The following is a 22,619-nucleotide window of genomic DNA, read 5'->3' as shown; positions in this document are numbered from 1 at the left end:
TGTTAAGCCAGAGATGAGGCGATGCCCCAAAAACAAAACCCCGCCATTTGCGGCGGGGTCCAGGCTGGGAGGAGCGAGCCCTGTCGGGCTCGCGACGTAAACGAAAGGAGATCAGGCGGGAATGCGCTCTTCGTGCTCGTGCGGCTCGCGCAGCACGTAGCCGCGGCCCCACACGGTCTCGATGAAATTGCGGCCTTCGGAGGCGTTGGCGAGCTTCTTGCGGAGCTTGCAGATGAAGACGTCGATGATCTTCAGCTCAGGCTCGTCCATGCCGCCATAGAGGTGGTTGAGGAACATTTCCTTGGTGAGGGTCGTGCCCTTGCGGAGCGAGAGCAGCTCCAGCATCTGATATTCCTTGCCGGTCAGATGCACGCGCTGGCCGCCGACTTCCACCGTCTTGGTGTCGAGGTTGACGACGAGGTCGCCGGTCTGGATGACCGACTGGGCATGGCCCTTGGAGCGGCGCACGATCGCGTGGATGCGGGCAACCAGCTCGTCCTTGTGGAAGGGCTTGGTCATGTAGTCGTCGGCGCCGACGCCGAGACCCTTGACCTTGTCCTCGATGCCGGCGAGGCCGGAGAGGATCAGGATCGGTGTCTTGATCTTGGAGACCCGAAGCTGCTTGAGCACGTCGTAGCCGGACATGTCGGGCAGGTTGAGGTCGAGAAGGATAATGTCGTAATCGTATAATTTACCGAGATCGACGCCTTCTTCCCCCAAATCGGTCGTGTAGACGTTGAAGCTCTCAGACTTCAACATCAGCTCGATCGACTGCGCGACGGCGCTGTCATCTTCAATCAGCAAAACGCGCATGCCAGTTCCCCATAGTCGCCGCTCCTGGGCGTCAGGTCGGCCGCATTCGCGGCACTCAACAAAACGCCTTTGAACAACTGATTCGGATCCTGACAACAGATGGTTAACAAATCCTGATTCTGGAACGCAAGTCCCCCGGGTGCAATTTTTATCGAATCGCCCTAAGGTCTTGCGTAAGAAGCAGCTTTCGTCACCCAGCTCCGTTCAAGTTCCACTTTAAGAGACGGGCCTAACCGACTCCCGCGACTCAGCCTTCTTCTGAAGGGGAGTCACGCTCAGTCTCAAAGACAGTGACGCAATGATTAATGATGCGGGTAAACACGAAGTTAAGCGCCGTTCAGAAATATGGCGAAACTTAAGGTTTTCACCGTGAAGTCCCGGGATCGCGCATGACGACCCCGGGGATTACGAAGGTGCGCCCCTTAATGAAGGCCCCGCTATGAAGGCGCTTGCCGAACAGATCGGCGATATCGACGGCATCAATATTTACGGCCGTGTGGTCGGCGTGCGCGGCCTGATGGTCGAGGTGGCCGGTCCGATTCACGCGATGTCGGTCGGCGCGCGGCTCGTGATCGAGACCGGCGCCAACCGTTCGATTCCCTGCGAGGTCATCGGCTTCTCCGGCAACAATGCTGTCGTGATGCCGTTCGCCGGCCTCGATGGCGTGCGCCGCGGCTGCAAGGCCGTGATCGCCAACGCCGCCAATCTGGTGCGACCCTCGTCCGCCTGGCTCGGCCGCGTCGTCAATGCGCTCGGCGAGCCGATCGACGGCAAGGGCCCGCTGCCGCAAGGCGCGTCCCCGATGCCGTTCCGCAACACGCCGCCGCCGGCGCATTCGCGCAGGCGAGTAGGCAGCCCGCTCGATCTCGGCGTGCGCGCGATGAACACCTTCCTCACCTGTTGCCGCGGCCAGCGCATGGGCATCTTCGCAGGGTCCGGCGTCGGCAAATCGGTGTTGCTGTCGATGCTGGCGCGCAACGTCGATGCCGCGGTCAGCGTCATCGGGCTGATCGGCGAACGCGGCCGCGAGGTGCAGGAATTCCTGCAGGACGACCTCGGCGAGGAGGGTCTCGCACGCTCCGTCGTCGTGGTCGCGACCTCCGACGAGCCGGCGCTGATGCGCCGCCAGGCGGCGTATCTGACGCTCGCGGTCGCCGAATATTTTCGCGACGAGGGCCAGGACGTTCTCTGCCTGATGGATTCGGTGACGCGCTTTGCCATGGCCCAGCGTGAGATCGGCCTGTCCGCCGGCGAGCCGCCGACCGCGAAGGGCTACACGCCGACCGTCTTCACCGAGCTGCCGAAGCTGCTCGAGCGCGCCGGCCCGGGCCTCGGGGAGGGCGCCATCACCGCGATCTTCACGGTGCTGGTCGACGGCGACGACCACAACGAGCCGATCGCGGACGCCGTGCGCGGTATCCTCGACGGCCACATCGTGATGCAGCGCTCGATCGCCGAGCGCGGCCGCTATCCCGCGATCAACATCCTCAAATCCGTCTCCCGGACCATGCCGAAATCGGCCGATCCGGAATTCTGGCCCGTCATCCAGCGGGCGCGCCAGGTGATGGCGACCTATGCCGACATGGAGGAATTGATCCGGCTCGGCGCCTATCGGGCCGGCTCCAGCCCCGAGGTTGACGAGGCGATCCGCCTGCACGAGCCGCTGGAGGCCTTCCTGCGCCAGCGCAAGGACGAAAATGCATCACTGGCGGACGGCTACCGCCAGTTGGCTCACATCCTCGGTAATTTGGAAACGGAACGCTAACTTTGTCCGGTCATCATCCGATCCCACAGAGTAGCAGAACCGGTCTGGGCCCCCATTGGGCCCGTGGGGTGACCGGTATCGTCCCACGTGCAGCGGGGGGACTTCTGGGGAGTATGAGTCGATGAAGTCACGAGATACCCTCATTCGCCTGAAGAAATTTCAGGTCGACGAGAAGCGCCGCCGGGTCACCCAGATCGAGACCATGATTGCCGATTTCCAGCGGATGTCGGTCGATCTCGAGCGCGAGATCCAGACCGAGCAAGAGCGTGCCGGGATCAACGATCCCTCGCACTTCGCCTACCCGACCTACGCCAAGGCGGCGATCCAGCGCCGCGAGAACCTGACCCGCTCGGCCGACGAGCTCAAGGGCCAGCTCGACGAAGCCAAGGCCGCTTTGGCCGAGGCCTTCGAGGAACTGAAGAAGGTCGAGCTGCTCGACGAGCGCGACCAGGCCCGCGAGCGCGCTGAAGAGAACGCCCGCGAGCAGGCCGACCTCGACAGCATCGGCCTGATGCGCGCCCGCATCGGCGCCGTCGCCTAACGGCACCATCCGCCAGATCATCCTGGAATTTGCCAAACCCGGACCCGCAAGGTCCGGGTTTTCGCTTGCGCTGTCCACAGCGTGGCGCCGCGCCCCTTGGTGGTCGGCTTTGTCGCGCGCTATGGTGGTGCGGTGCCCGGGCTTTCGCGGAACGCGACGGGCCGCGTGTCGGGGGGCTGAATGCTGACGCCAGCAGAGCTGGTCGGGTTGATCGAGGCGGTGGCGAAGGGCGATCAGGCCGCGTTCGAGCGCCTTTACGCCGCCACGCGCGCGAAACTCTTTGGCGTCGTGCTCCGTATCTTGCGCCGACAGGATCTCGCAGAGGAGGTCATTCAGGAGACCTACGTCAAGATCTGGAACAGTGCCGGCCGGTTCGATCCGGCGCTGTCGTCGCCGATCACGTGGATGGCCTCGATTGCGCGCAACCGTGCGATCGACATCGTGCGCAAGAAGTCTGAGGTCTCCATCGAGGAAGAGCCTCAGGCGATGGAGGTCGCGGCCGACAGCCCCGACCCGCTGGCGCGCCGGGAGATGACCGAAGAGCTGAAGCGGCTCTTGGAATGCGTCGGCCGGCTCGAGCCGGACCGTCAGCGGCTCGTGCTTCTTGCCTATTACAACGGCTGGAGCCGCGAGCAATTGGCGGAGAAATTCTCAGCCCCGGTCAACACGGTGAAGACGTGGCTGCGGCGCAGCATGTTGGATATTCGCGAATGCCTCGGACTATGAGGGTGTTCATTGTGAGGGTGGTTCTGGACTGCATGTGATGGCCTATTCGGAGGACCATATCGCGCTCGCCGCGGAATATGCGCTCGGCACGCTCGACGCCGACGAGCGCGCGCAGGTCGAGACCATGATGGCGGTGGACGAGGCGTTCGCCGCGATCGTGCAGGCGTGGTCCTATCGGCTCGGCGTCCTCAACCAGATGGTCGGCTCGGTCGAGCCGCGTCCGATCGTATGGGAGAACATCAGGTCCGAGATCGCGCGCACGGCGCCGGCACAGCAGTCGCCGGCGCTTGCGGAGACTTCGCCGCCGCCTCCGCCTGCACTGGAGCTGCCCGCTTCGGAGAGGGCGGAGCCTGCGATCGAGGCCGCTCAGACCCCGGCGGAGCCGCCTGCCGAAGCCGGGCCGCCGGAAATTCCGCGCCCGGAATCCGACGCGCTTGCCGACGTCGCGCCGCAATTCATTCCGCAAGTCCATGCGCCGGATCTCGCATTGGTCCGCGCGCCGCAGGCGCCGGTCGTCGACGATGGCAACGTGATCCGCCTCGAGGGTCGCGTGAAGCGCTGGCGCTCCATCGCATCCGTCGCCGGCGCGCTCGCCGCGGCGTTGCTCGTGACGCTGTCGCTTCAGATCTTCCTGCCCGATGCGCTGCCGGGCGCCCTGCGTCCCGCACCGCGCATCCAGACCGTGGAAGTGAAGACGCCGGGCGCGCCGCTCACAGCGTCGGCGCAATATGTCGCGCTGTTGCAGGGCCAGGCCGGCGGCCCCGCCTTCATTCTCACCGTCGACGGTGCGACCAAGAACTTCACGGTGCGCAAGGTCGGCGCGACGCCGGAGCCCGGCAAGAGCTTCGAGCTCTGGCTGATCTCCGACAAGCTGCCGCGCCCGCGCTCGCTCGGCGTGATCGGCTCCAGCGATTTCACCGCGCGTCCGCTGCTCGCCGCCTATGATGCCGAGGTCGTCAACGGCGCGACCTATGCCGTCACCGTCGAGCAATCAGGCGGCTCGCCCGACGGCCGGCCGACCTCCGCCCCGGTGTTCTCGGGCAAGCTGATCGAGACCGTGCCGCCGTCCCAGCCGCAGGCCCCCGCGAAGAAGTAGGTGCCGTAGCCCGGATGGAGCCTACGGAGCGACAAGCGACCAGGTTCGTCCTGTCGCCACGGTCCATCCCGCCGTCGTATCCCGACAACTCCCCCCGAAACGGTCCCTGATTTGAACCTCACGGCAATTTGCGGCGTCAAATCCCCGGAAATTGCAGTCGGCGCCGCCGATCGTGGAGCCGAAAGAGGGGCTGGAAATCAGATGGATGCAGCGAAAACGCCCGGCATCTTCGTTCACCACTACACCGGTCTGCCGCACGGCCCGGCATTCGAGCATTGGCGCGAGCGGGCCTTCGGCGCCTGCGGCCTCGATATCGGGCCGAGCCAGGGCGACAGCATCGATTGCCGGCTTCAGGTCAGCGTGGTCGACAACATCACGCTCGCCATTCCGGAAGGTGCTTCCGCGCAATATTCCCGCACCCAGAGCCACCTCGCCGACGGCAGCGACGACCTCGTCCTGATCGCCGCCCATGCGGGCCTCGTCCGCGTCGGGCAGAACGGCCACACCGTGGAGCTTGCGCCCGCCCAGATGGTGCTCGTCGACATGAGCATCACCGGTACCGTCGGCCACACCATTGAGGACCGCTTCACCACCATCCGCATGCCGCGCCGTGCGCTGCTCGAGATCAATCCGCGTGCCGAGGACAAGCTCTCGCAGCTGCTCGTCGACGGCGCGGTCGCCGAGACCATCTTTCGCTACCACGCGCTCGCCGCCAATCACGCGCCGCATCTCGACGCGGTGGGCCAGCGTCTCACCGCGCAGCACATGGTCGATCTCGTCGGCCTCCTGCTCGGCACCGATGCCGAGCATGCAAGCCTTGCCCGCGGCCGCGGCCATGCGGCAGCGCGCCTCGACCTCATGCGCGCCGACGTGATGGCCGCGCTCGGCCGCAACGATCTCTGCCTGTCCGAGATCGCGACGCGCTCGGGCCTCAGCCCGCGCCAGGCGCAGCGCCTGTTCGAGCAGGCCGGCACCACCTTCACCGAATTCGTGCTGGAGCAGCGCCTCCTGCAGGCCCGCAAGCTGCTCGGCGATCCCCGGGCCAGGGCGCGCAAGATCAGCGACATCGCGCATTCCTCGGGCTTTTCCGATCTCTCCTATTTCAATCGCGCCTTCCGCAAGCGCTTTGGCGCGACGCCGTCGGAATTGCGCGAGGCGTGAGCTCGCGACTTTGTGCAGCGGCGCGGCGGTGGTGCAGTTGGTCGATGCGGGCTAGTGAGCTATATTCGCCCGCGCGGGCGGACCGCGGGATTGCTTTGGAAAGTGTAGTAGGCGGACATGGCGCGTATCGTCGTGCTCGGCGCCGGCTTTGCAGGCCTGTGGGCAGCCATAGGCGCCGCGCGCAAGCGCGACGAGATCGGCGCGAACGGCGTCATCGAGATCCGTCTCGTCGACCGCAGCCCCTATCACAACATCCGCGTCCGCAACTATGAAGCCGATCTCGATGAGGTCGCGCTGCCGCTGGCGCAACTGCTCGATCCGATCGGTATCAGCCACGGTATCGGCGAGGTCGAGGCTATCGACCCGACCCGGCGAAAAATCTCGCTGGTCACGGCCGGCGGCGAGGAGATGCTGCACTACGACCGCCTCGTGCTGGCGCTCGGCAGTGAGGTGATGCGTCCCGACATTCCCGGTCTTGCCGAGCACGCCTTCGACGTCGACACCTATGCCGCGGCGCTCCGCCTCGACGATCATCTCGTTTCGCTCGGCCGCAGCGCGCCCTCGCCGGGGCGTTCGACGGTGGTGGTGGTCGGCGCCGGCTTCACCGGCATCGAGGTTGCGGCTGAGATGCCCGCGAGGCTCGCGCGTGCCGGCATCAGGGGCAGCCGCCGCATCATCCTGGTCGATCCCAATCCAGCGGTCGGCGCCACCATTGGAGTGCATGCGCAACCCGTCATCGAGACGGCCTTGGCCGCGCTGGAGGTCGAGACGCGGCTCGGGGTGCGCGTGGTGTCGGTCGAGGCCGCGGGCATGCACCTGAGCTCGGGCGAGTTCATTCCGGCGCAAACCGTGATCTGGTGCGCCGGAATGCGTGCGAGCCCCCTGGCGGCGAGCTTCCCGCAGGCGCGCGATCACCTCGGGCGTCTCCTCGTCGATCCGTTCATGCGGGTCGCGGATGTCGGCGGCGTGTTCGCGGCCGGCGATGTCGCCTCGAGCGTGGTCGACGGGTTGCATCCGACCGTGATGTCCTGCCAGTTCGCGCGGCCCATGGGCCGCTTCGCCGGTCACAACGTGGTCGCCGATCTCGCCGGCTTGCCGATGCTGCCGCTGCGGATCGACTGGTACGTCACCGTGCTCGATCTCGGCGGCTGGGGCGCGCTCTATACCGAAGGCTGGGATCGCGAGGTGCGCGCCACCGGCGCGGCCGCGAAGGCGACCAAGCACATCATCAACCGCAAGCGCATCTATCCGCCGCTCACCGGGAGCAAGGAAGAGCTGTTTGCGGCGGCCGCGCCGATCGTGCAGGCACCGCCGCCGAGCTATGGCGCGCGGTAGTCTCGCTGCTCCCCTACCAGCCCTTGCGTTGCCCGACGGGCAAAACACGCGAGCCCCAGGTCAACGCACACCGCAAAAAATATTCCACTTTACCGAAATTCGGAAAGCGCGTATCCATCGCGGCAACCCGGCCCAAGGACAAGGGCGTATCGCGATCGTCACGAACGCGGGCCGGGCGGCGGTGGACGCTGATGATACCGGCGCGACCGGCTTTTGCAGGGCGGGCAACCGTGAGCAGAGCCGTCGCGCACACGACCGGTGCCATCAGCGTACGGCAAAATCGTGTGGTCCTGACGCCCGCAGTCTGGCGTCAAGTCTTGTGGTGATGTGCGGGCCCGACCGGGCCACACATCAGCCATCCGCAAGGCGACGGGGCAATAGTGCAACGCTCCCGAGGAGAGCGCGACATAAGCCGTTCCAACCACTGCGCAGGGAAGGCCGGGATGTCTCCGGTTGCCCTGTTCTCCGCTATGCGCAGCACACGCAGTCTGCTTTTGGCATGGCGGTCCACGGGAGCCAACCGGCTCCCGGCCTTCCCTGCGCCCTTGTTCATTCGAGGGCAAGGCAACGAAGCAAAAGCTCGGGCGAGATGAGCCGCGAGAATGCAAAAGTGTGCCTGCGAGCAATGTGTTTTCAAGCCAAATGCAAGTTGGAAAATGCGCTGCTGCGCCTTGCTCCGTCATTGCGAGGAGCCCTTGTCACGAAGCAATCCAGACTGCCGCTGCGGAGAGATTCTGGATTGCTTCCGCCTTCGCCAAGAGGCTCTAGCGGACAAGTCGCTGCGCTCGCCATGACGATGTCGAACCAGGTGGGCCCACACTCCCCGCTCTCGTGCTCCGGACGCAACGCAGCGTCCCTTCGACGATGCGCTGCAGAGCCGGGGCCCATGTGGCAGCGGAACCGTGCAGCTTCCTAGGCCCGGCTCTGCGCAGCAACGCGAAGGGCGTTGCAGCGCGTCCGGGACACGAGAGTGACGCTCACAATGATGGGGGTTAAGAGGTGCGCAACGGAAACGATCGGCACCCCAGACATGAGAAAGCGCCCGTGGGGGGCGGGCGCTTTCTGTAGTCGACTTGGGGTTGGGGTCGTCTACATATCCACGTGGCGACTTTGGGGGGCTGGTAAAGAGCCGCGTGAATTCAAAAAACTCGTCAGATCTCCTTAGCGAACGAGGGACGCGTTCGAGCTGGTGATAGCGACCGGCTTGCCGGCCTTGATGACGCGGGCTGTCTGGGTCAGACCTTCGTCCGAACTCGTGCGGGCCGTGATGCCGAAGCCTGCCACCGCGATCCCTGCGACGAGGGCCACGACCACGACTTTCAAATGGGTCGAGCGATCTGCGCTGTAAATCGAGTGGTTCATGGAAGGCTCCTGCCGCCATCTACCCGAAGTAGTCGCCTGCGTCGTTGGGCAGGTTCATGCTTCCGGTGCCCAACAACCTAGTATTGGGGGGATTCGTTCCCAAGTGGCCATCACAAGAGCGTGACAGGACGTGAAAGATCGCGATCAGGAAAACCCCTTGATCGTGAATTTCGGCAATTATTTCAGAGCTGTAATGTGCCTTTCGGGCGCCTTGTCTGCGTTTGGTCCACAAGGCGCCTGGAACTCAAAAACCATTTGCCTGTGGCCGAAAAACACACGGCTTCTTAAGGCAAATCAGACGCTTCCGACCGTTTTCAACCTCGCCCTGGGGTGGATCTCAGCCTGCGACAGCACCGTGGTCTGGGCCCGGAACCGTTCCACCAGGGACCGCACGAACGGGCGAATTGCCGCGGAGGTGACCAGCACCGGCGCCTCGCCCTCGCGCGCGGCGCGCTCGAAGGCTTCGCGCACGGCGGTCATGAATTCCGACAGTTTCGAGGGCTGCATCGCAAGGCTGCGCTCCTCGCCCTGGCCGATGATGGATTCGGCGAAGGCCTGCTCCCATTTCGCCGACAGCGCGATCAGCGGCAGGTAGCCGGCATAGGAGGTGTTTTGCGCGCAGATCTGGCGGGCGAGGCGGGCGCGGACGTGCTCGACCATGGTCGCGGGATTGCGCGAGAAGGCCAGCGAGTCGGCGATGCCTTCGAGGATGGTCGAGAGGTCGCGGATCGAGATGCGCTCGGCGAGCAAGAGCTGCAGCACGCGCTGGATGCCGGAGACCGTGACCTGGCCGGGGACGATGTCCTTGACCAGCTCGCTCTGCTCCTTCGGCAGCTCCTTGAGCAGCTTTTGCACCTCGCCATAGGACAACAGGTCCGACATGTTGGCCTTGAGCAGCTCGGTGAGATGGGTCGAGAGCACGGTCGCTGCGTCGACCACGGTGTAGCCCTTGAGCGAGGCCTCCTCCTTGAGGCTGGCATCGACCCAGGTCGCGGGCAGGCCGAAGGTCGGCTCGGTGGTGTGGATGCCGGGCACCTGCACCTGGCTGCCGCCGGGGTCCATGACCATGAATTGGTTCGGCCAGATCTTGCCGGTGCCGGCGTCGACCTCCTTGATCTTGATGATGTAGGTGTTGGCCTCGAGCTGGACGTTGTCGAGGATGCGCACCGCCGGCATCACGAAGCCCATCTCGATCGCCAGCGAGCGGCGCAGCGCCTTGATCTGCTCGGTGAGACGGTCGGTGCCGTCGGGACCGTTGACCAGCGGCAGCAGCGCATAGCCGAGCTCGATCTTGAGGTCGTCGATCTTGAGCGCGGCGGAGATCGGCTCCTCGGTCGCGGCAGCGCCGGGTGCGCCGGGCTGGCCGGCCGCAGGCGCGGCCTTGGCGGCTTCTTCGGCCTTGGCGGTGACGCGGTTGCGGTTGCGGGCGTTCCAGGCCAGCGCGCCGGCGCCGGCGCCGAGCGCCAGGAACGGGAGGGTCGGAATGCCCGGCAGCGCCGCCAGCACCAGCATCACCGCGGAGGACATCGCGAGCGCCTGCGGATAGCCGGAGAACTGCTTCATCAGCGCCTTGTCGGCGGCGCCCGAGACGCCGGCCTTGGAGACGAGCAGGCCGGCCGCGGTCGAGACGATCAGCGCCGGCACCTGGGTGACGAGGCCGTCACCGACCGTGAGCAGCGTGTAGCTGCGCCCCGCGTCGGCGAACGACATGCCCTGCTGCGCTACCCCGATGATCATGCCGCCGACGACGTTGATGAAGACGATCAGAAGGCCGGCGATGGCATCGCCCCGGACGAATTTGGAGGCACCGTCCATGGCGCCGAAGAAGCCGCTTTCGTCCTCCAGCTCCTTGCGGCGGTGCTTGGCGACGTTCTCGTCGATCAGTCCGGCGGACAGGTCGGCGTCGATCGCCATCTGCTTGCCGGGCATGGCGTCGAGGTGGAAGCGGGCGGCGACTTCCGCGATACGGCCCGAACCCTTGGTGATGACGACGAAATTGACGATGATCAGGATGGCGAAGACGATGATGCCGATGACGAAATTGCCGCCCATCACGAAGCTGCCGAAGGCCTCGATGACGTGACCGGCGGCCGCCGTGCCCTCGTGCCCGTGCGACAGGATCAGGCGGGTCGAAGCCATGTTGAGCGACAGCCGCAGCATGGTCGAGATCAGCAGCACGGTTGGGAAGGCCGAGAATTCCAGTGGCGTCTGGATGAACAGCGACGTCATCAGGATCAGGATCGAGAGCGTGATCGAGATCGCCAGGAACAGGTCCAGCACGATCGCGGGCAGCGGCAGGATCAGCACCACCAGGATGGTGAGAATGCCGAGCGCCAGCGCGATATCGCCGCGCCTGAGGATGGTGACGATCTCGTTGAGGGAGGGGATGCCAGGTCTTGCGGTGCCTACGCCCTGTCCCGCGGTGACGTCGACCATGGTAGCTGCCTCCCCGCGCGACTGCCGTCCGCGCGCCCCAAACGTCTGCGCGGCGGCCGATGGGCCGCCGTTTCGAAAGTGAGGCACCGCACTGGCGTCCACGGGGTTCCTCCCGTTCTACGCGGCCGACGACACTCGACTTCACTCGGCAATTCTTGCCGGGTGTATGGTTAGCAAAGGGTTAACGCAGGGGCGGAAGAGGAGCGGACTGGGCCGATTTAGCCCGTCATTGCGGGGCGGCTCGCAGAGCCGAACCCGGAATCCATCGGGCGGCGGAGTTGGTCGATGAATGGATTCCGGGCTCGCGCCAAGCGGCGCGCCCCGGAATGACGATGGAAGCTACTTCGCCCTCTCCATCTTGGTCACCGTATACCCCGATGCCGCCTCCTCGGCCTCGAAGGTCACCTTGTCGCCGACCTTGACCTGCTTGAGCATGGCGGGGTCCTTGACGCGATAGACCATGGTCATGGGGTCATCCATGCCGAGGCTCTTGGCCGGCCCGTGCTTGAGTGTGATCTTGCCGGCGCCCTCGTCGATCTTCTTGACCTCGCCGCTGATCGCAGCAGCCCCGGCTGCCAGGGCCGCGGTGGTAACGCCCAGCGTCAGCGCCAGCGCGGCGGTGATATTGATGATGCGGTTCATGGGAGCTCCTTGTCGTTACTTGACGGTGACGTGGCCGACCATGCCGTTGTCGCGGTGGTCGGGAATGAGGCACGAATATTCGAACGTCCCGGGCTTGCTGAATTTCCAGAGGACCTCGGCCGTCTTGCTCGGGGCGAGGCGCACGCCGTTGGGATCGTCGTGCTCCATGTGCGGATGCTTCTTCATCTCCACCGCATGCGCGAGATTCTCCTTAGGCGTGGCGAGCAGGAATTCGTGGTCCTCCTTGCCGACATTGCGCAGCACGAAGCGGATCTGCTCGCCTCGCTTGACCTCGATCCGGGCGGGTGCGTAGTCCATCTCGTTGAGCAGGATCTCGATCGTGCGCGCGGGCTTGTTGGGATCGCCGGGCTCGCCGGCCGAAAAATTCGCATGAGTGTGCTTGTCGTGCGCAAGGGCCGGCGCAGCGGACAGCGCAAGCAGCGCGAGGCCAAGTTTGATCGTCTTCATCGTCATCTCCAGTTGGTGGTTCATCGAAACGCTCACATCTTGTGTTTCATCGGCGCGCTGCCGGGCCGCTGCCGTGGCGGCTCCGCGGCCGGCGTCGCGACCTCGTAGGCGACGGTGCCTTGCGGGAATTTGTACGAGCCGGGATCGCGGTAATCGTCGCGCGCAAGGTCCTCGCGGATCTTCATCACCGTGAACATGCCGCCCATCTCGATCGGGCCGAACTGGCCGGTGCCCGTCATCATCGGCAGCGTGTTGTCGGGTGCGGGCATCTCCATGTTGCCCATCGCCATGCCGGTCGAGCCCATCGCCATGCCGTCGGGCGCAAGCTTGCCGACGGCCTTGGCGAGATCCTTGCGCGACACGCCGATCAGGTTGCGCACGTCGTGCCCCATCGCGTTCATGGTGTGATGCGACTTGTGGCAGTGGAACGCCCAGTCGCCGGGATTGTCGGCGAGCACATCGAACACCCTGACGGCACCGACCGGCACGTCGGTCGTCGTCTCCGGATATTGCGCGCTCTCCGGCACCCAGCCGCCGTCGGTGCAGGTCACCGCGAAGCTGTGGCCGTGCAGATGGATCGGATGGTTGGTCATGCTGAGATTGCCGATGCGCACGCGCACCTTGTCTCCGAGCCGCACGGCCAGGGGATCGATGCCGGGAAACACCCGTGCGTTCCAGGTCCACATGTTGAAGTCGGTCATCTCGTTGACGTGCGGCAGATAGGTGCCGGGGTCGACGCGATAGGTGCTCATCACGAAGACGAAGTCGCGGTCGACGGGCCGGAAGCTGGGGTCGCGCGGATGCACGACGACCATGCCCATCATGCCCATCGCCATCTGCACCATCTCGTCGGAATGCGGGTGGTACATGAAGGTCCCGCTCTTCCTCATCTCGAACTCGTAGACGAAGGTTTTGCCGGGATCGATGTGCGGCTGGTTCAAGCCGCCGACGCCGTCCATGCCGCTCGGGATGATCATGCCGTGCCAGTGCACGGTGGTGTATTCGGGCAAGCGGTTGGTCACGAAGATGCGGACCTTGTCGCCCTCGACCGCCTCGATCGTCGGGCCCGGCGATTGGCCGTTATAGCCCCACAGATTGACCTTCATTCCCTCGGCGAATTCGCGCACCACGGGCTCGGCGACGAGATGGAATTCCTTCCAGTCGCCGTTCATGCGGAACGGCAGCGACCAGCCGTTCAGCGTGACGACGGGGCGATAGTCGGGCCCGCTGATCGGGTGCAGCGGCGGCTGCATCACCACCTTGTCCATGGTTGGGGCTTCCGGAATCGACGCGGCCTGCACGCGGCCTTGAACCGCGGATGCGCCGACCAGCGCGGCAGTCCCCAAAAATCCTCGGCGGGAAAACATCCTGGTCTCCATCTCAGTGGCCGCCGCCATCGGCAGGTGCTGCCGCGGCGATGGTGGTTGGATTGTCGCCGCCGGCGGCCGGCGCACCGCCGCCGTTGACGGCGGTCTGCAAGTCGGCCTGGGCGAGGAAGAATCGTTGCCTGGCGTCGATCGCACCGCGCAGCGACGCCAGGCGCTGCCGCGCCTCGGTGAGCAGCGCGAAGATGTCGACCTGCATGCTGGAGAAGCGCAGCTGCATCTCCTCGGTGATGATCTTGCGCAAGGGGATGATCTCGCGCTGGTAGTGGCTGGCGATGTCGTAGGTCGAGCGATAGACGCGATAGGCATCGCGCGCCTCGGAGCGCACGTTGACGGCGCGCTCGGTGAGGCGGTTGAAGGCGAGATTGTAGGTCTCCGCCGCCTGCCGCACCCGCACCTCGCCGCCGTCGAAGATCGGGATCTGGAACTGGACGTCGAAGCCGCGCTCGCGGAATGGCGCTCCTTCGGGGTCCTGGGTGCGACGGGAGATGCCGGCGAGATCGAGCAGGGTGACGAAACGCGTTGCCTCGGTGAGGTTCAGCGCTTTCGCCAGCGCGTTCAGCTCGAGCCGCGCGATCTGCAGGTCGACGCGATGGCCGACCGCGTCGGCTTCGATTCCAGGCAAGGCCTGCGGCCGGCGCGGCAGCGGCGGCAATTGGTTGGGCAGACGGAAGTCGAGGCCGCCGTCCCACAGCCCCATCAGGCGCGCCAGCCTTTCGCGTGCGCTCGCCGCCGTCTGTCGCGCGGTGGCGAGGTCGGCGGTGGTCTCGGCGTAGAACACCTGCTCGCGGGCCTGGTCCAGCTTGTTGAGGGAGCCGGTCTCGCCGAGCTTGACGGCGAGCTGTGCGGTCGATTCCGCCGTCGCCTTCGCGTCCGTCAGCAGCGCCACCATCTCGTTGCCTGAGACGGCGCGTACATAGGTGCGGCGGACGTCGGCGGCGAGCCGCAGCGTCGCCAAAGCGGCGCGCAATTGGGCCTGGCGGAAGCGTTCGCGGGCAATGTCGGAGCGGAACGGCAGGGTGGCGAGCGCGAGGATGTCACCGACCACCTGGCGCTCGATCTCGCTGGCGCCATTGCCTGTGATGCGCGAGATCGAAAACACCGGGTTGGGCGGCAGGCTCTGTTCGACCAGATCAGTCTCCGCCAAGGCAAGCTCGTTATAGGCGGCCTGCAGCCCCTTGTTGTTGAGCAGCGCGATCTGCACGGCACTGTCGACGCTCAGCGTGCGCGCCAGCAATTGGTGTACGCGCGCGTCGACCGCGCCGGCGCCCTCCGCCGTTCGCACGAAGGCGACGTCCTTGTTGATGGTCTGGCTCGTCAGCTCAGAGACCGCGTTCATCTCGCTGTCGGGCGAGAAGGCGGCGCAGCCGGAGACGCTGAACGCGGTGAGGACAAGCAGGCCTCGCGCAAGATGGCGTGTCATGGCGCGCTCCTACTTGTCTTGCTTCGGCTGCGGCGCCACCGCGTCGTTGCGGCCGCGCCACGGGGCCGGCGCCGCAGGCCGCAGGCCGGTGTAGGGCGAGATGGTCGACCGATAGCCGACAGGCGCGACCTTCGCCGCGGGATCAGCGGGATCGGCGGCCGCGACCTGCGTGGTCGCCGGCATGCAGCCGGACAGCGCCAGCGCGGTTGCGGCCAGCAGCGGCCAATGGAATCGAAAGTGTCGTCCACGCACAGCAGATGATGCGGCGGACTCCGCCCCGGAAAGCGTAAGCATGATTTATCCCTGATCTGAAAGACCACAGGTCCGCGCGCGCAAACGCGCGCAACGGCCCGAAATCGACGCGTCAGATCAGGCGATGGGAGGGCGGTAGTGCAGGGGCGGCACCGCGCTGTGCAGGCTGGCCACGATCTCGGGCGCGCAGGCGGAGACGGGCAGAAGCGGCTTGGCGACGCTGGGAAGATCGGCCGGCAACGCGCTCACGCACATCATCGCGCAGCAGGGCCCGACGGCTCCCTTGCCGCCGTGATGATGCGAAGCAGGTGCATCCTGCGCGGCGGTCTGCTGCTGGGCGTGTGCATGGTCGTGAATCGCGCCGCCATGCGCGTGAGCCGCCGCCATCTGGTGATGCACCGGCATGGCATCCGCCAGCAAGGATTCATCAAGACACGGCGCCGGGCCGCTGCCCCAGGCAAGGCTTGCCGCCGGCGCGAGCACGCAGAACAGATAGGCGAGGGCGATGATCCGCCCCACCCTGATCCGCATCGATCGTGTCAATCGCAGCAACATTCGGCCGACAAAGTGTTCCGCGCGGCAATGTTGCACACGCTGATTGCAAACTAATGGCAAAAGACGCGCTCGCCAAGAGCTTATTACCGCAGTGCACCGCGCATGCCCAATATCGCGCCACGATGCTTGACCATGCGACATTCTGAGGGTCATGGTCCGCCCCGTGCACGCACCAAATCATTCAGGCCAAACACCTGCGTCCTTCACCCCTGACTCCCGTCAGGCCTGGGTGCGTCTCGTCCTTGCGCTTGTGATCGGCTCGATCGGTGCCGTCGGCATGTGGGCGGTCGTGGTCGTGATTCCCGTGGTGCAGGCCGAATTCGGTGCCACGCGCGGCGCGGTGTCGCTGGCCTTCACGCTGATGATGTTCGGCTTCGGGCTCGGCGGCGTGATCGCCGGCAAGATCACCGATAGGTTCGGCATCGTGCTCGCGATGGCGATCAGCATCGCCTTTCTCGGCATCGCCAATGTGCTCGCAGGCTTGTCGACCCAGCTCTGGCAGTTCGTCGCCGCCTATTTCCTGATCGGCCTCGGCACGTCCGCGACCTTCGCGCCGCTGATGGCGGAAGCCTCGCACTGGTTCGAGCGCTATCGCGGCCTTGCCGTGACCATCGTCGCCAGCGGCAATTATGTCGCCGGGACGATGTGGCCGCCGATCGTGAGCTGGGGGACGGAAACGATCGGCTGGCGCTACACCCATATCGGCATCGGCATCGTCTGCGCCAGCACGATGGCGCTGCTGGTCCTTGTCCTGCGCGCGCAGATGGGCGACGACCATATCCGAGATCACGCCAATGCGCCGCCGCCCCGTGTCGATCTCAAGCTCTCGACCAACACGCTGACCGTTCTGCTCTCGATCGCCAGCATCTCCTGCTGCGTCGCCATGGCGATGCCACAGGTGCATATCGTCGCCTATTGCGGCGATCTCGGCTACGGCGTGGCGCGCGGTGCTGAGATGCTGTCCTTGATGATGGCTTGCGGCATCATCAGCCGGATCGGCTCCGGCTATCTCGCCGACAAGATCGGCGGCATCCGCACGCTGCTGGTCGGATCGCTGGCGCAGGGCTTCGCGCTGGTGTTCTATCTGTTCTTCGACAGCCTCACCTCGCTCTATCTCATCTCCGCGATGTTCGGCCTGTTCCAGGGCGGCATCGTGCCGAGCTATGCCATCATCGTGCGCGAGGCGATGCCGGCGAGCGAGGCGGCGACGCGCGTCGGCATCGTGATCTTCGCCTCCGTGTTCGGCATGTCCTTCGGCGGCTGGGTGTCGGGCGTGATCTTCGATGCCACCGGCTCGTATGCCGCGGCGTTCACCAACGGCGTGGCCTGGAACGCGCTGAACATCGCCATCGTCGTGCTGCTCTTGATCCGCTCACGGATGGGCTCGGTCAGGACCGGTCCGGGTTTCGCGACCTAGACCGCCTGTCCCGCCTTCAGCAGCGAACAGCCGGTGATCTTGTAGCTGCCGTCCGGCTGTTGCTCGAGCGTGTACAGCGCGATCCAGGCTTCGCCATTGGCGTCGATGATATGAACGCGCTGCGCGATCCAGCCGCCCTCGATCTTGCTCTCGCCGAACTCGAAGCTCTTGTGCCGGTAGATCGGCGCGTAGCCGCTTCGCACCATCGACATGAAGACGTCGGGCGCGGAGAAAATCTCCTTGATCGCCGGTGCGGCATGGGAATAGGCCGCGGCCGCATCGTCACGCGCAAGAGCCTGCTCCTGGGCCCGGATGACGCCCTGTGCAGCGGCGACATCGTCGGCGAGGGCTGCGGTGGAGCCGAAGACAAGGCTGATGGCGACGAGCAAGGCGGCAATGCGCATGACAGGCTCCGCGTTGAAATCCCGGCGATGCTGATCCTAGCATGACCTCAGGGAAATACGGCGGCGCTATCGCTTGGGTTTCACTGCGGGTTTGGCGGGCCTGGCGGCGCGCGCCTTGCTGAGCCCTGTCTTGGCCTTGCCCGCCGGCTGCACCCTCAGGCCGTCGACGAACACGTCGAGGAGCCGCAGTGCGGTTGACTGCCAGCCCGGCTGGTCGTGGATGTAGCACATGCCGAAGAACGCGCGCAGCAGGTCCTCGGGACCGATGTCGGCGCGCAACTCGCCGGCCGAAACTGCGCGGTCGAGCAGCGAGCCGGTCGCCTTGGTCAGGCGATCGAACGAGAAGGCGTGCAGTTCGGACCCGCTTTGTACCGCAAGCGCCAGGGCTGCCACCATCCCCTTTTTGGTGGCGACGAATTCGACACCTGAGCGCAGCCAGCGGCGAAGCGCGTCGACCGGGTCCTTGGCGGTTCGCAAATGTTCGGCGAACTCACTGAGCTGTTCGACCTCGCGCCGGTACACCGCCTCGAACAGATCCTCGCGCGTCGGAAAATGCCGATAGAGCGTGCCGATGCCGACGCCGGCGCGTTTGGCGACGGCTTCCAGGCTGGCCTCCGGGCCGCCGGCATTGAACACGTGCTTGGCCGCCTCTAACACGCGCTCGCGATTGCGCACGGCGTCGGCACGGGGCTTTCGAATGGGGTCGGTGTGGTCGTCCATGCGGCCAATGTAGATCACGAATTGGTTAGATTGAACCCTTGTCGGACCCCCGCAGGGCTGCATCGCGTTGTCGGCGCACGGGCTTTTGACGAATTCCAAATATTTTCCGGCGGCCCTTGTTAAGCGGAGGGTGCCTCCGTATCTTCGTCCTGATGTTGGCCGGCTTCCGCCTGGCTGGCGCATATCGACAGCGGCCACGGCGGTGGCGCGCTGCGCGATGACTCATGTCCAAATCTGATCGGAGCCTTGTATGAACCACTCCATCAGCCTCACCGTGAACGGTGCGCGGCGCGACTTCGTCCTCGACGATCCGCGCGTCACGCTGCTCGATCTCCTGCGTGAGCGCCTCCATCTCACCGGAACCAAGAAGGGATGCGACCGCGGCCAGTGCGGCGCCTGCACCATTCTGGTCGACGGCAAGCGCATCAACTCCTGCCTCGCGCTCGCCATCAGCCATGACGGCGCCGACATCCTCACCATCGAAGGCGTCGCACGTGGCGACCAGCTGCACCCGGTGCAGGCCGCCTTCATCGCCCATGACGGCTTTCAATGCGGCTTCTGCACGCCCGGCCAGATCATGAGCGCGATCGGCATGATGCAGGAAGCGCAGGCCGGCAACGACCCCGAGCGCATCCGCGAATGCATGAGCGGCAACCTCTGCCGCTGCGGCGCCTATGCGGGCATCGTCGATGCCGTGCTCGACGCGCAAGGACAAATGGACGAAACCAACCAGAGGCGTTCGGCATGAAACCGTTCGATTATGTCAGGCCCGCCACGGTTGCTGAGGCCGTCGCCGCCGCGTCCCGGCCGGGCGCGGTCTATCTCGCCGCCGGCACCAATCTGCTCGATCTGATGAAGGGCAATATCAGCCGGCCGGATCGCCTCGTCGACGTCACCCATCTCGACGGGCTCGATGCCATCGAGACTCTCGCCGACGGTAGCTTGCGCATCGGCGCGCTGGTGAGCAATGCCGATCTCGCGCATGACCCGGCCTTTGCAAGGACTTATCCCGCCGTCGCCGAGGCGCTGCTCTCCGGTGCGTCCGCGCAATTGCGCAATGCCGCGACGGTCGGCGGCAATCTGCTGCAGCGGACGCGCTGTGCATATTTCTACGACACCGCCAGCCGCTGCAACAAGCGCGAGGCCGGCAGCGGGTGCGACGCCCGCGAGGGCGAGAACCGCGGCCACGCCGTGCTCGGCTGGAGCGAGAGCTGCATCGCCACGCACCCCTCGGATTTCTGCGTGCCGCTGGTCGCGCTCGAGGCCATCGTCGTGATCGAGGGCAAAGGCGGCCGGCGTGAGATCGCGCTCGAGGAGCTGCATCGTTTGCCCGGCGACGCGCCCGCGCGCGAATCCGTGCTCGAGCCCGGCGACCTCATCGTCGCGGTGCGCCTGCCGCCGGCGGCGCGCGGCTTTGCGGCACATGCGCGCTACCTCAAGGTCCGCGAACGCACTTCCTATGCTTTTGCAGTCGTTTCGGCGGCTGCGGCATTGCGGATCGAGAACGGCAAGATCGCGGAGGCGCGGCTTGCGCTCGGCGGGGTTGCCGCAAAGCCCTGGCGCGCCCGCGCCGCGGAAGATGTGCTCAAGGGCGTCGCGCCGACGGCGGATGCCTTTCAGGAAGCTGCCTGGCGCGCGCTCACCGATGCAAAACCGTCCGGCGACAACGCCTTCAAGATCGAGCTCGCGCGCCGCATCGTCGTGCGCGCGCTGCGACTTGCCGCCGCGGGCACGCCCGCGCGCCTGCCGGCGCTGCCGGCCTCTCCCTTTGCCTCGACCTCCGGAGCCATCCATGCCTGAGCTCAATCTCACCAGCGCCCCTGCCCATCTGCGGCACGGCTCGAACGTCGGCCAGCCGCTGACCCGCCGTGACGGCGTCCTCAAGGTCACGGGACAGGCGACCTATGCCGCCGACAATCACCCGCCCGGCATGCTGTACGCGGTGATCGCCGTCTCCAGCATCGCGCGCGGCCGCGTGACCTTCCTCGATGTCGCCGCCGCCAAGCGGCATCCCGGCGTCGTCGATGTCATGACGCCGGACCACAAGCCACAGCTCGCGATCGATCCGGAGATCAAGACCAACCCGTTCGTGTTCCGGATGGAAGCGTTGCACAGCAACGAAGTCCGCTACGCGAACCAGCCCATCGCGGTCGTCATCGCGGAAACGCTGGAAGCGGCGACGGAAGGCGCGGTGCTGCTGGCGCCGCGCTACGAGATGTTGCCGCCGCTGATCGGGCTCGACGCCGGCAAGAGTTTCGTGCCGCCCGTCGTCGGCGTCGGCAACCCCACCGAGAACCACCGCGGCGATGTCGAGGCGGGCCTTGCCTCGGCGGAGAAACAGATCGATGCGACTTACGAGACGCCGCCGCAATATCATAACGCGATGGAGCCGCATGGGATCGTGGTTCAATGGGACGGCGACAGGCTCTCCGTGGACATGCCGACCCAGGGCCTGATGTTGTCGCTCGCCCGTATTGCCGAACTGTTCGGCATCGCGCACGACAAGATCCACATTCGCAGTCCTTTCCTCGGCGGCGGCTTCGGCTCGAAGGGGTTGATGGGCGGTCCGCCGGTGCTCGGCATCATGGCGGCCAAGCTCGTCGGCAGGCCCATCAAGCTGGTGCTGCGCCGCGAGCAGATGTACGGCCCGGTCGGCCATCGCGCGCCGACGCGCCAACGCCTGCGCCTCGGCGCCGATGGCGAGGGGCGCCTGACCGCGCTCGATCACCGTGCGCGCACCGTGTCGAGCACGTTCGACGATTTCTACGAGCCCGCGGCCGATGCCTCGCACACGCTCTATGCGGCGCCGGCCATCCGCACCTCGCATGACGCCGTGCGCGTCAACACGGGAACACCGCTGTTCATGCGCGCGCCCGGCGAGGCGACAGGCTCGATCGCGCTGGAGAGTGCGATCGACGAAATGGCCTGGGCCTGCGGCATGGATCCGCTCGCCTTCCGCCTGAAGAACTACGCCGAGGTCGAGCCGATCAGCGGCAAGCCGTTTTCGTCGAAGGCGTTGCTGGCCTGCTACGAGCAGGGCGCGGCGCGCTTCGGCTGGGCCAAGCGGTCGCTGCAGCCGCGGCAGATGCGCGACGATGCCGGGCTTCTGGTCGGCTGGGGCATGGGCACCGCGACCTTCCCGGCGCTGATGTTCCAGGCCGAAGCCCGCGCGGCGATCCGGCGCGACGGGTCAGGCGTGATGGAGATCGGCGCGCACGACATGGGGCAGGGCGCCTGGACCGCGCTGGCTCAGATCGCAGCCGACGAGCTCGGGCTCGATATCGATCGCGTCGAGTTCAAGGCGGGGACGTCCGATCTGCCCGATGCCGGCATCGCCGGCGGCTCGGCGCACACGGCGACGGCGGGCGCGGCAATCCACAGTGCGGGCGCGGCCGTGATCGCAAAGCTCGCCGATCTCGCCACCGGCGATGAGCGCTCACCGCTGTTCGGGGCCGGCAATGCCGGCGTGATCGCGCGCGACGGCCGGTTGATCCGGCGTGATGACGAGCGTCGCAGCGAGAGCTACGCCGAAATCCTCGCGCGTGCCGGCGTCACCGAAGTCGAGGCGCGCGGCACCGGCGCACCGAACCCGGCGGCGATGGAGGAGTATGCGATGCATGCCCACGGCGCGGTATTCGCGGAGGTGAAGGTCGATCCAGAGCTCGGTCAGGTCCGCGTCAGCCGCATGGTCGGCGCCTTTGCCGCGGGGCGGATCGTCAATCCGAGGATGGTGCAGAGCCAGCTGTTCGGCGGCATGATCTGGGGCCTGTCCTTCGCGCTGCACGAAGAGGCAATTACGGATCGCCGGACCGGCCGCATCATGAACGCCAATCTCGGCGAGTACCACGTCCCCGTGAACGCCGACGTGCCGCCGCTCGACGTCATCACGGTCGAGGAGCACGATCCGCATGTGAATGCGCTCGGCATCAAGGGCGTCGGCGAGATCGGCATCACCGGCAGCGCCGGCGCCGTCGCCAATGCCGTCTGGCATGCGACCGGCGTGCGGGTTCGCAAGTTTCCGATCCGGATCGAGGAATTGCTGACGTCGTCTTGAAGGGCTGAAGTTTGATCGTCGCGACGACGGAGGTGCGCTCCCTCTCCCGCTTGCGGGAGAGGGT

At 66.0% G+C, this 22,619-nt stretch carries 21 protein-coding genes; 10 read left to right on the top strand and 11 right to left on the bottom strand.

Going from position 1 to position 22,619, the window contains the following annotated elements; genetic code table 11:
* Positions 1–111: 111 nt before the first annotated feature.
* Positions 112–813 carry a response regulator transcription factor CtrA gene (ctrA, locus tag RPS27_RS39525; protein WP_008138878.1) on the bottom strand — a complete coding sequence of 234 codons (702 nt, stop codon included), beginning with the start codon at positions 811–813 and terminating at the stop codon, positions 112–114.
* 439 nt (positions 814–1,252) lie between these two features.
* Between ctrA and fliI the strand changes: the two genes are divergently transcribed.
* The 6 genes from fliI to RPS27_RS39495 all read left to right on the top strand — a co-directional run bounded on the left by fliI (position 1,253) and on the right by RPS27_RS39495 (position 7,437).
* Positions 1,253–2,578, top strand: coding sequence for a flagellar protein export ATPase FliI (gene fliI / locus RPS27_RS39520; protein ID WP_212068771.1), 1,326 nt, complete (start codon positions 1,253–1,255; stop codon positions 2,576–2,578).
* Positions 2,579–2,699: 121 nt separating this feature from the next.
* Positions 2,700–3,119 (top strand): flagellar export protein FliJ, encoded by a 420-nt coding sequence (gene fliJ / locus RPS27_RS39515; RefSeq protein WP_011084990.1) that lies wholly within the window; start codon positions 2,700–2,702, stop codon positions 3,117–3,119.
* 180 nt (positions 3,120–3,299) lie between these two features.
* Positions 3,300–3,845, top strand: a complete 546-nt coding sequence (locus tag RPS27_RS39510) for a sigma-70 family RNA polymerase sigma factor (RefSeq protein WP_194406295.1) — start codon at positions 3,300–3,302, stop codon at positions 3,843–3,845.
* A gap of 37 nt (positions 3,846–3,882) precedes the next feature.
* Positions 3,883–4,941 carry an anti-sigma factor domain-containing protein gene (locus RPS27_RS39505; protein WP_212068772.1) on the top strand — a complete coding sequence of 353 codons (1,059 nt, stop codon included), beginning with the start codon at positions 3,883–3,885 and terminating at the stop codon, positions 4,939–4,941.
* A 201-nt stretch (positions 4,942–5,142) separates the two neighbouring features.
* Entirely contained in the window at positions 5,143–6,102 is a 960-nt protein-coding gene (locus tag RPS27_RS39500) for an AraC family transcriptional regulator (protein WP_212068773.1), read from the top strand.
* Positions 6,103–6,219: 117 nt separating this feature from the next.
* Complete coding sequence (locus tag RPS27_RS39495) at positions 6,220–7,437, top strand: NAD(P)/FAD-dependent oxidoreductase (protein ID WP_212068774.1); 1,218 nt, start codon at positions 6,220–6,222, stop codon at positions 7,435–7,437.
* A gap of 1,161 nt (positions 7,438–8,598) precedes the next feature.
* Here RPS27_RS39495 and RPS27_RS39490 read toward each other — a convergent pair.
* From RPS27_RS39490 to RPS27_RS39455, 8 genes are all read right to left on the bottom strand, one after another.
* Positions 8,599–8,799 (bottom strand): hypothetical protein, encoded by a 201-nt coding sequence (locus tag RPS27_RS39490; protein WP_212068775.1) that lies wholly within the window; start codon positions 8,797–8,799, stop codon positions 8,599–8,601.
* A 294-nt stretch (positions 8,800–9,093) separates the two neighbouring features.
* Positions 9,094–11,235, bottom strand: a complete 2,142-nt coding sequence (gene flhA / locus RPS27_RS39485) for a flagellar biosynthesis protein FlhA (RefSeq protein WP_212068776.1) — start codon at positions 11,233–11,235, stop codon at positions 9,094–9,096.
* Positions 11,236–11,574: 339 nt separating this feature from the next.
* Entirely contained in the window at positions 11,575–11,877 is a 303-nt protein-coding gene (locus tag RPS27_RS39480) for a copper-binding protein (protein ID WP_212068777.1), read from the bottom strand.
* Between the two features lie 15 nt (positions 11,878–11,892).
* Entirely contained in the window at positions 11,893–12,345 is a 453-nt protein-coding gene (locus RPS27_RS39475; RefSeq protein WP_212068778.1) for a plastocyanin/azurin family copper-binding protein, read from the bottom strand.
* A 32-nt stretch (positions 12,346–12,377) separates the two neighbouring features.
* Complete coding sequence (locus RPS27_RS39470) at positions 12,378–13,712, bottom strand: multicopper oxidase family protein (protein ID WP_212068779.1); 1,335 nt, start codon at positions 13,710–13,712, stop codon at positions 12,378–12,380.
* A gap of 13 nt (positions 13,713–13,725) precedes the next feature.
* On the bottom strand, positions 13,726–15,153 hold the full coding sequence (locus RPS27_RS39465) for a TolC family protein (RefSeq protein ID WP_212068780.1): 1,428 nt from the start codon (positions 15,151–15,153) through the stop codon (positions 13,726–13,728).
* A gap of 9 nt (positions 15,154–15,162) precedes the next feature.
* A complete protein-coding gene (locus tag RPS27_RS39460) occupies positions 15,163–15,447 on the bottom strand; it encodes a hypothetical protein (RefSeq protein ID WP_211419699.1) in 285 nt (94 codons plus the stop codon).
* A gap of 75 nt (positions 15,448–15,522) precedes the next feature.
* A complete protein-coding gene (locus RPS27_RS39455) occupies positions 15,523–15,936 on the bottom strand; it encodes a hypothetical protein (RefSeq protein WP_249132355.1) in 414 nt (137 codons plus the stop codon).
* A 175-nt stretch (positions 15,937–16,111) separates the two neighbouring features.
* Between RPS27_RS39455 and RPS27_RS39450 the strand changes: the two genes are divergently transcribed.
* Positions 16,112–17,377: an MFS transporter gene (locus RPS27_RS39450; RefSeq protein ID WP_212068782.1), complete on the top strand. Its 1,266-nt coding sequence runs from the start codon at positions 16,112–16,114 to the stop codon at positions 17,375–17,377.
* On the opposite strand, the gene RPS27_RS39445 is transcribed toward RPS27_RS39450, so the two are convergent.
* Entirely contained in the window at positions 17,374–17,781 is a 408-nt protein-coding gene (locus tag RPS27_RS39445; RefSeq protein WP_212068783.1) for a DUF4864 domain-containing protein, read from the bottom strand. The genes RPS27_RS39450 and RPS27_RS39445 overlap by 4 nt on opposite strands.
* A gap of 66 nt (positions 17,782–17,847) precedes the next feature.
* The gene (locus RPS27_RS39440; RefSeq protein ID WP_212068905.1) at positions 17,848–18,501 is read right to left on the bottom strand and encodes a TetR/AcrR family transcriptional regulator; all 654 of its coding nucleotides are present in this window, start codon (positions 18,499–18,501) and stop codon (positions 17,848–17,850) included.
* 250 nt (positions 18,502–18,751) lie between these two features.
* Between RPS27_RS39440 and RPS27_RS39435 the strand changes: the two genes are divergently transcribed.
* The 3 genes from RPS27_RS39435 to RPS27_RS39425 are packed head-to-tail and all read left to right on the top strand — an operon-like array spanning position 18,752 to position 22,555.
* On the top strand, positions 18,752–19,249 hold the full coding sequence (locus RPS27_RS39435) for a (2Fe-2S)-binding protein (RefSeq protein WP_063196892.1): 498 nt from the start codon (positions 18,752–18,754) through the stop codon (positions 19,247–19,249).
* On the top strand, positions 19,246–20,301 hold the full coding sequence (locus RPS27_RS39430; protein WP_212068784.1) for a xanthine dehydrogenase family protein subunit M: 1,056 nt from the start codon (positions 19,246–19,248) through the stop codon (positions 20,299–20,301). Before RPS27_RS39435 ends, RPS27_RS39430 begins: the two co-directional genes overlap by 4 nt.
* Complete coding sequence (locus RPS27_RS39425; RefSeq protein ID WP_212068785.1) at positions 20,294–22,555, top strand: xanthine dehydrogenase family protein molybdopterin-binding subunit; 2,262 nt, start codon at positions 20,294–20,296, stop codon at positions 22,553–22,555. Before RPS27_RS39430 ends, RPS27_RS39425 begins: the two co-directional genes overlap by 8 nt.
* The last annotated feature ends 64 nt before the right edge of the window (positions 22,556–22,619 follow it).

Source organism: Bradyrhizobium sp. WYCCWR 12699 (assembly GCF_032144035.1).
Classification (GTDB): Bacteria; Pseudomonadota; Alphaproteobacteria; order Rhizobiales; family Xanthobacteraceae; genus Bradyrhizobium.
Note: the sequence above shows the minus strand (reverse complement) of the source record. Positions and strands in the feature narration are given on the sequence as shown.